Below are 6,924 nucleotides of genomic sequence, written 5' to 3' on the forward strand. Positions count from 1 at the left end.
CGCTGCCCCGCATAGGGGCAGTGCTAATAAACCAACACCAACACGGGATCCGGCGAACAACAAAAACCAAAAAAAAACGCCGCGACTCTCACCGCGGCGCCCAACGCAAACATCCAGCAATCACTTCCAGGGTTACGCCATCTTCAACGCGCATCGCCCGCGTGCACCGCGCCTTCGAACTCATGCGCGGCTTCACGCGCATCACGCCGCGCATCGCGTTCCTTGCGCACGCCGTTGAACACGATGTTCAACACGACCGCCGACACCGATGCCAGCAAGATGCCGCTGTGGAGAATCGGCTCCAGCGCGTGCGGCAGTTGCGTGAAGAACTTCGGCGCGACGACCGGCACCATGCCCATCCCGACGCTCACCGCGACGATGAACAGATTGTGCTGGTTCTTCGAGAAGTCTACGCGCGAGAGCGTCTTGATGCCGTTGGCCGCGACCATGCCGAACATGACGATGCCCGCGCCGCCGAGCACGAACGGCGGCACTGACGCCACCACCTGCGCCATCTTCGGGAACAGACCGAGCACGACGAGAATCACGCCGCCGGTCGCGCAGACGAAGCGGCTCTTCACGCCCGTCACGCCGATCAGCCCGACGTTCTGCGAAAACGAAGTGTGCGGAAACGAATTGAAGATGCCGCCGATCAGCGTGCCGAGCCCATCGACACGCAGGCCGCGCACGAGCGCCTTCTGATCGACCGGACGCTCGACGAGATCGCCGACCGCGAGGAACATGCCCGTCGATTCGATGAACGTGACGAACATGACGATGACCATCGTCGCGACGGAGAGCGCATCGAAGTGCGGCATGCCGAAGTGGAACGGCAGCACGATGCCGACCCACGGTGCGTGCGCGACGCCATCCATGTTCACGCGGCCGAGCATCGCGGCGATGACGAAGCCCGCAACGATCCCGAGCAGCACCGAAATATTCGCGATGAAACCGCGCGCGAACTTGTTGATGAGCAGGATCAGCGAAAGCACGACGAGCGACAGCAGCAGAAACACCGGATTGCCGTATTCGGGATTGCCGACGCCGCCCGCCGCCCAGTTGATGCCGACGCCCATCAGCGAGAGACCGATCACCGCGATCACGGTGCCGACCACGACCGGCGGGAAGAACCGCAACAGCTTGCCGATCATCGGCGCGAGGAATATGCCGATCACGCCCGCCGCGATGGTCGCGCCGAATACGTCGAGAATGCCGAGCGACGGATTGGTGCCGATCGCGACCATCGGGCCGACGGCCGCGAACGTGCAGCCCATGATGACGGGCAGGCGAATGCCGAAGATCCACAGCCCGAGCGTCTGAATCAGCGTGGCGACGCCGCACGAGAACAAATCCGCGCTGATGAGAAACGCGACCTGGTCTTTCGGCAGTCCCATCGCCGCGCCGAGAATCAGGGGCACCGCGACCGCGCCCGCGTACATCACGAGAACGTGCTGTATGCCGAGCGTCAGAAGCTGACCGGCGGGCAGCCGTTCGTCGCACGGATGCACGGACGGGTTCACCGAACTTGAAGCCATGTCTCTCTCCTATATCGCCTTCATTTGAATGGCCTCCAAGTTAAGTGCATCGCAACGCATGAACAAGACCGCCCGGCGCTATACATCGCGTTCGCGCGTCGATATGGGTTTCGCGCGCCACCGGTGGCGCGAAGAGGCGCAAGCCCTTGTCACAGGGGCTTTGGCGCACATCGCAGGAAATCCGTCGCGTGACGAAAGGTCGCTTTCCTCGACTGCTCGTTATGATCTTCATCACGCCGCGCGTATAGTCCGTTTTTCGTGTTCATCGCGTAATCGCGGGGTTTACCCGCGTTTTACGCGTTTTCCCTGACGTCTTTTCGGACTCGACATCCCATGCGTTTTTTAGGCATCGATCTCGGCACGGGCTCCTTGAAACTCGCCATCGTCGACGAAAACGGGCGCGAAACCGCATCGTCGAGCGCGGCGTATGCGGTGACCAGCGCGCAGCCCGGCTGGGCCGAGACCACGGTCGATGCGTGGTACTCCGCGCTCGTCGGCGCCGCGTCGCGCCTGCCCGCTGACGAGCGCGAAGCGGTGAGCGCTGTCGGCTTTTCCGGGCAGATGCACGGCGTCGTGCCGACCGGCGCCGATGGCCACGCGCTGCGCGCCGCGATGCTGTGGCCCGACACGCGCGCCCGCGATCTGCTCGACGCATGGCGCGGACCGCAGCCCAATCCGGTCGCGCCCGGCATGGCGGGGCCGCTGCTGCGCTGGCTCGTGTCGCACGAACCGGAGATCGCGGGCGGCACGCGCTGGGCGTTGCAGCCGAAGGACTGGCTGCGCGTGAAGCTCGGCGGCGCCGCGCCTGCGAGTTTCGTCACCGATGCGTCCGATGCCTGCGCGACCGCGCTCGCCGCGCCATCGGGCGAATGGGACGATGCGCTCATCGACGCGCTCGGTTTGCCGCGCACATGGTTCGCGCCGCTGGCGGCATCGCATGACATTGGCGGCGTGTTGTCGGGCGAAGCGGCGGCCGCGCTCGGCTTGCGCGCGGGCATCCCGATGGCCGTCGGCGCGGGCGATACGCCGTGCGCCGCGCTCGGCAGCGGGCTATCGTCCGACGGCGACGCGCTTCTCACCACCGGCACCGGCGGCCAGATCGTCGTGATGTGCGCCGACGCGCCCGCGCCCGTGCATGGCCTGCACACGTATCGTGCGGCGACCGGGACGTGGTATCGCATGGCGGCGATGCAGAACGTCGGCGTCGCGCTCGAAGCGGTGCGCGGCTGGCTCGGCTATGCGTCGTGGCCGCAAGCCTACGACGACGCGTTCGCTGCGAACGCCAGCGCATCCGTGAGCTTTCTGCCGTATCTGAGCGGCGAACGTTCCCCGTGGATGAACCCCGACGCGCGCGGCGGCTGGCTCGGACTCGGCCTCGACGACACGCGCGGCACGATGATGCACGCCGCGTTCGAAGGCGTGGCATTCGCCTTGCGTGCCGGGCTGGACGCCGTTCGGCGACACTCCGGGGCGAACGGCGCACCGCTCGATTCGATGCTGCTCGCGGGCGGCGGCTCCGTCGATGCGCGCTGGCGGCAGTTGCTTGCCGACGCATTGCGCGTCGAGCTGCACGCAGTCGATTGCCCGAACGCGGCGACGCGCGGCGCGGCGATCCTCGGCGGCATCGCGGCGGGCCATTGGCGCATCGACGATCTCGCATCGCTCGCACCCGCCGCGACGCTCGTCGCGACGCCGCGGGCGAACGCTTCGCTCGACGCACGGCTCGCGCGTTTCATCGATCTGTACAAGCGTGCCGAAGACTGGTTCACGGTCGGGCACGAGTCCGCTTAAACTTTCGTAGCTTCGACCCCGATGCCATCCGCATCGGGGATCATGAAGCGTCGCTTCATATGAACGGTAACTGAAGCGCGCTTCGTCAAGACAACATCGAACTCAGCCATGTCCGCACCTTCGCCGTCACATCCCGATTTCCGCGCGCGCGCGTTTCTGCTCGATCATGCGTTGCGCACGATGACCTTCTATCACCCGCACTGCATGGACCCTGCGGGCGGATTCTTTCACTACTACAAGAACGACGGCACGATCTACGACCGCGCCTCGCGTCATCTCGTATCGAGCACGCGCTTCGTCTTCAGCTATGCGATGGCGTACAAGCACTTCGGTCTCGATGAATATCGCGGCGGCGTGGCGCATGGCATCGAATATCTGCGCGAGTTTCATCGCAATCCGCAGACGGGCGGCTATGCGTGGACGCTGAGCGGACGCGACGTCACCGATGCGACCAACCATTGCTACGGGCTCGCGTTCGTCGTGCTCGCGTATGCGAAGGCGGTCGAAGCGGGATTCGACGAGGCGCGCGCATGGCTCGACGAAACCTGGAACCTGATGGAAACGCGCTTCTGGGATGCAGAGCACGGCCTCTACAAGGACGAAGCGACCGCCGACTGGCAGGTGTCCGACTATCGCGGCCAGAACGCGAACATGCACGCCTGCGAGGCGCTGCTCGCCGCGTTCGAAGCGACGGGCGAAGCGCGCTATCTAGACCGCGCGGCCCTGCTTGCCGACAACATGGTGAACCGTCAGGCCGCGCTCGCGGGCGGCCTCGTCTGGGAACACTACAAGCCGGACTGGTCGATCGACTGGAATTACAACAAGGGAGACCGCAGCAACATCTTCAGGCCGTGGGGTTTTCAGCCGGGGCATCAGACCGAATGGGCGAAGCTGCTGCTGATCCTCGAGCGTCATCGCCCGCAGGCGTGGCACGTGACGCGTGCGCGAGAGTTGTTCGACCGCGCGCTGGAACTGTCGTGGGATCACGAGCACGGGGGGATGGTGTACGGCTTCGATCCAGACGGCAAGTTCTACGACGAGGACAAATACTTCTGGGTCCAGGCGGAATCGATCGCGGCGGCCGCGCTGCTGGCGGATCGCGCGCAACGCGACGGCGACGCCGCGCTCGCCGCGCGTTACTGGAACGATTACGACCGCCTGTGGGCCTATAGCTGGGAGCATTTCGTCGATCACAAATGGGGCGCGTGGTACCGCATTCTCACGCGCGACAACCGCCAGTACAGCGACGAGAAGAGTCCGGCCGGAAAGGTCGACTATCACACGATGGGTGCATGCTACGAAGTCCTGAACGTCGTGCGCTGAGACAAACCAGATTATCGAAACCCAAGGAGCAGAACGATGAAAACGAAAGCAGCAATCGCATGGGAAGCCGGCAAGCCGTTGACGATCGAGGAAGTCGATCTCGAAGGACCGCGCGCGGGTGAAGTCCTGATCGAAGTCAAGGCAACGGGCATCTGTCACACCGATTACTACACGCTGTCGGGCGCCGATCCGGAAGGCATCTTTCCGGCGATTCTCGGGCATGAGGGCGCGGGTGTGATCGTGGATGTCGGGCCGGGCGTCGGCACGTTGAAAAAGGGCGATCACGTCATTCCGCTGTATACGCCGGAGTGTCGCCAGTGCAAGTTCTGTCTGTCGCGCAAGACGAATCTCTGCCAGGCGATTCGCGCGACGCAGGGCAAAGGGCTGATGCCGGATGCGACTTCGCGTTTCTCGCTCGATGGCAAGCCCTTGTTCCATTACATGGGCACATCGACGTTCTCGAATTACATCGTCGTGCCTGAGATCGCGGTCGCGAAAGTGCGCGAAGACGCGCCGTTCGACAAGATCTGCTACATCGGCTGCGGCGTGACGACGGGCGTCGGCGCGGTCGTCTATTCGGCGAAAGTCGAGGCGGGCGCGAATGTGGTCGTGTTCGGTCTCGGCGGTATCGGCCTGAACGTGATTCAGGGCGCGAAGATGGTCGGCGCGGACAAGATCATCGGCGTCGATATCAATCCGGGCCGTGTCGAACTCGCGAAGAAGTTCGGCATGACCCACTTCATCAACCCGAAGGAAGTCGAGAACGTCGTCGACCATATCGTGCAGCTTACCGATGGCGGCGCGGATTATTCGTTCGAGTGCGTCGGCAATGTGAAGCTGATGCGTCAGGCGCTGGAATGCACGCACAAGGGCTGGGGACAGTCGTTCATCATTGGCGTGGCGGCGGCGGGCGAGGAGATCAGCACGCGCCCGTTCCAGCTCGTCACCGGCCGCGAATGGAAAGGCTCGGCGTTCGGCGGCGCGCGCGGGCGCACGGACGTGCCTAAGATCGTCGACTGGTATATGGAAGGCAAGATCAACATCGACGATCTGATCACGCATCATCTCAAGCTGGAGCAGATCAACGATGGCTTCGACCTGATGAAGAAGGGCGAGTCGATTCGTTCTGTCGTCATCTACTGAGCGGGGAAAACGCCATGCTGGAACTCGTGGAAGAACATCGTTGCTTCGAGGGCGTGCAGCGCATCTATCGGCACGAATCGCAGACGATCGGCCTGCCGATGCGTTTCTCCGTCTTTCTGCCGAAAGAGGCCGCATCGCACAAGGTGCCCGCGTTGTTTTATCTCGCCGGCCTCACTTGCACCGAAGAGACGTTCCCGATCAAGGCGGGCGCGCAGCGTTATGCGGCGGAACACGGCATTGCGCTGATCGCGCCGGATACGAGTCCGCGCGGCGCGGATATTCCCGGCGAGAAAGACGCATGGGATTTCGGCGTCGGCGCGGGCTTTTATGTCGATGCGACGCGCGAGCCGTGGGCGCGGCGTTATCGCATGTACTCGTATGTGACGCAGGAATTGCGTGAGACGGTGCTTTCGGCGTTGCCGGTGCGGGAGGATCGCATCGGCATCTTCGGGCATTCGATGGGCGGTCACGGGGCGCTCGTGCTCGCGTTGCGCAATCCTGACCTATACAGGTCGGTGTCGGCGTTCGCGCCGATCGCGGCGCCGTCGCAGTGCCCGTGGGGCGTGAAGGCGTTTTCCGGCTATCTCGGCGATGATCGCGAAGCGTGGAAGCAATACGATGCGAGCGAACTCATCAAGGGCGATGCGGCGTCGCGGTTCGAAGGCGGGATTCTCGTCGATCAGGGAATGGCGGATCAGTTTCTTGCCGAGCAGTTACATCCTGATGTGTTGGAGCGCAATGCACAGGAAGCGGGGCACCGGGTGACGGTGCGGCGTCATGAAGGCTACGATCATGGGTATTTCTTCATTTCGACGTTCGTGGGGGGGCATGTCGCGCATCATGCGCGGGTTTTGTGTCGTTGATTTTTTTTCGGCGGATCCCGTTTTGTTAGTGGTTTATTAGCGTTGCCCCTGTGCGGGGCGGCAGTCACTTTCTTTGCTGCTGCAAAGAAAGTAACCAAAGAAAGCAGCTCGATACGCCCGCGGTCACACGCAGTTTGGCCATGCTTGCCAGGTGATCGTGGGCTGCCTAAGTGTCGCCCTCACAGGCCCGACCGGGCTTGGATCGCGCACGGTCTGACAAGCTAGTACTCAAAAGACGCTGGTTCAGCACCAAATAGCGCCCGCACAGC

At 63.5% G+C, this 6,924-nt stretch carries 5 protein-coding genes; 4 read left to right on the plus strand and 1 reads right to left on the minus strand.

The features are described 5' to 3' along the window. Positions 1–143: 143 nt before the first annotated feature. Entirely contained in the window at positions 144–1,535 is a 1,392-nt protein-coding gene (locus tag NCR38_RS02630; protein WP_061117683.1) for a nucleobase:cation symporter-2 family protein, read from the minus strand. A gap of 333 nt (positions 1,536–1,868) precedes the next feature. Between NCR38_RS02630 and NCR38_RS02635 the strand changes: the two genes are divergently transcribed. The 4 genes from NCR38_RS02635 to fghA all read left to right on the plus strand — a co-directional run bounded on the left by NCR38_RS02635 (position 1,869) and on the right by fghA (position 6,655). Next, a complete protein-coding gene (locus NCR38_RS02635; protein ID WP_250476343.1) occupies positions 1,869–3,326 on the plus strand; it encodes a xylulokinase in 1,458 nt (485 codons plus the stop codon). Between the two features lie 108 nt (positions 3,327–3,434). Further along, complete coding sequence (locus NCR38_RS02640; RefSeq protein WP_250476344.1) at positions 3,435–4,649, plus strand: AGE family epimerase/isomerase; 1,215 nt, start codon at positions 3,435–3,437, stop codon at positions 4,647–4,649. A 36-nt stretch (positions 4,650–4,685) separates the two neighbouring features. Further along, complete coding sequence (locus NCR38_RS02645; RefSeq protein ID WP_250476345.1) at positions 4,686–5,792, plus strand: S-(hydroxymethyl)glutathione dehydrogenase/class III alcohol dehydrogenase; 1,107 nt, start codon at positions 4,686–4,688, stop codon at positions 5,790–5,792. 14 nt (positions 5,793–5,806) lie between these two features. Continuing rightward, positions 5,807–6,655 carry an S-formylglutathione hydrolase gene (gene fghA, locus NCR38_RS02650; protein WP_061117679.1) on the plus strand — a complete coding sequence of 283 codons (849 nt, stop codon included), beginning with the start codon at positions 5,807–5,809 and terminating at the stop codon, positions 6,653–6,655. The last annotated feature ends 269 nt before the right edge of the window (positions 6,656–6,924 follow it).

Origin of the sequence: Caballeronia sp. INML1 (genome assembly GCF_023631085.1) — a bacterium.
Taxonomy (GTDB): domain Bacteria; phylum Pseudomonadota; class Gammaproteobacteria; order Burkholderiales; family Burkholderiaceae; genus Caballeronia; species Caballeronia turbans.

Bases quoted from the DNA above. Each gene is read 5' to 3' on its own strand.
- NCR38_RS02630 (WP_061117683.1), bottom strand. From the start codon at position 1,535: ATGGCTTCAAGTTCGGTGAACCCGTCCGTGCATCCGTGCGACGAACGG.
- NCR38_RS02635 (WP_250476343.1), top strand. From the start codon at position 1,869: ATGCGTTTTTTAGGCATCGATCTCGGCACGGGCTCCTTGAAACTCGCC.
- NCR38_RS02640 (WP_250476344.1), top strand. From the start codon at position 3,435: ATGTCCGCACCTTCGCCGTCACATCCCGATTTCCGCGCGCGCGCGTTT.
- NCR38_RS02645 (WP_250476345.1), top strand. From the start codon at position 4,686: ATGAAAACGAAAGCAGCAATCGCATGGGAAGCCGGCAAGCCGTTGACG.
- fghA (WP_061117679.1), top strand. From the start codon at position 5,807: ATGCTGGAACTCGTGGAAGAACATCGTTGCTTCGAGGGCGTGCAGCGC.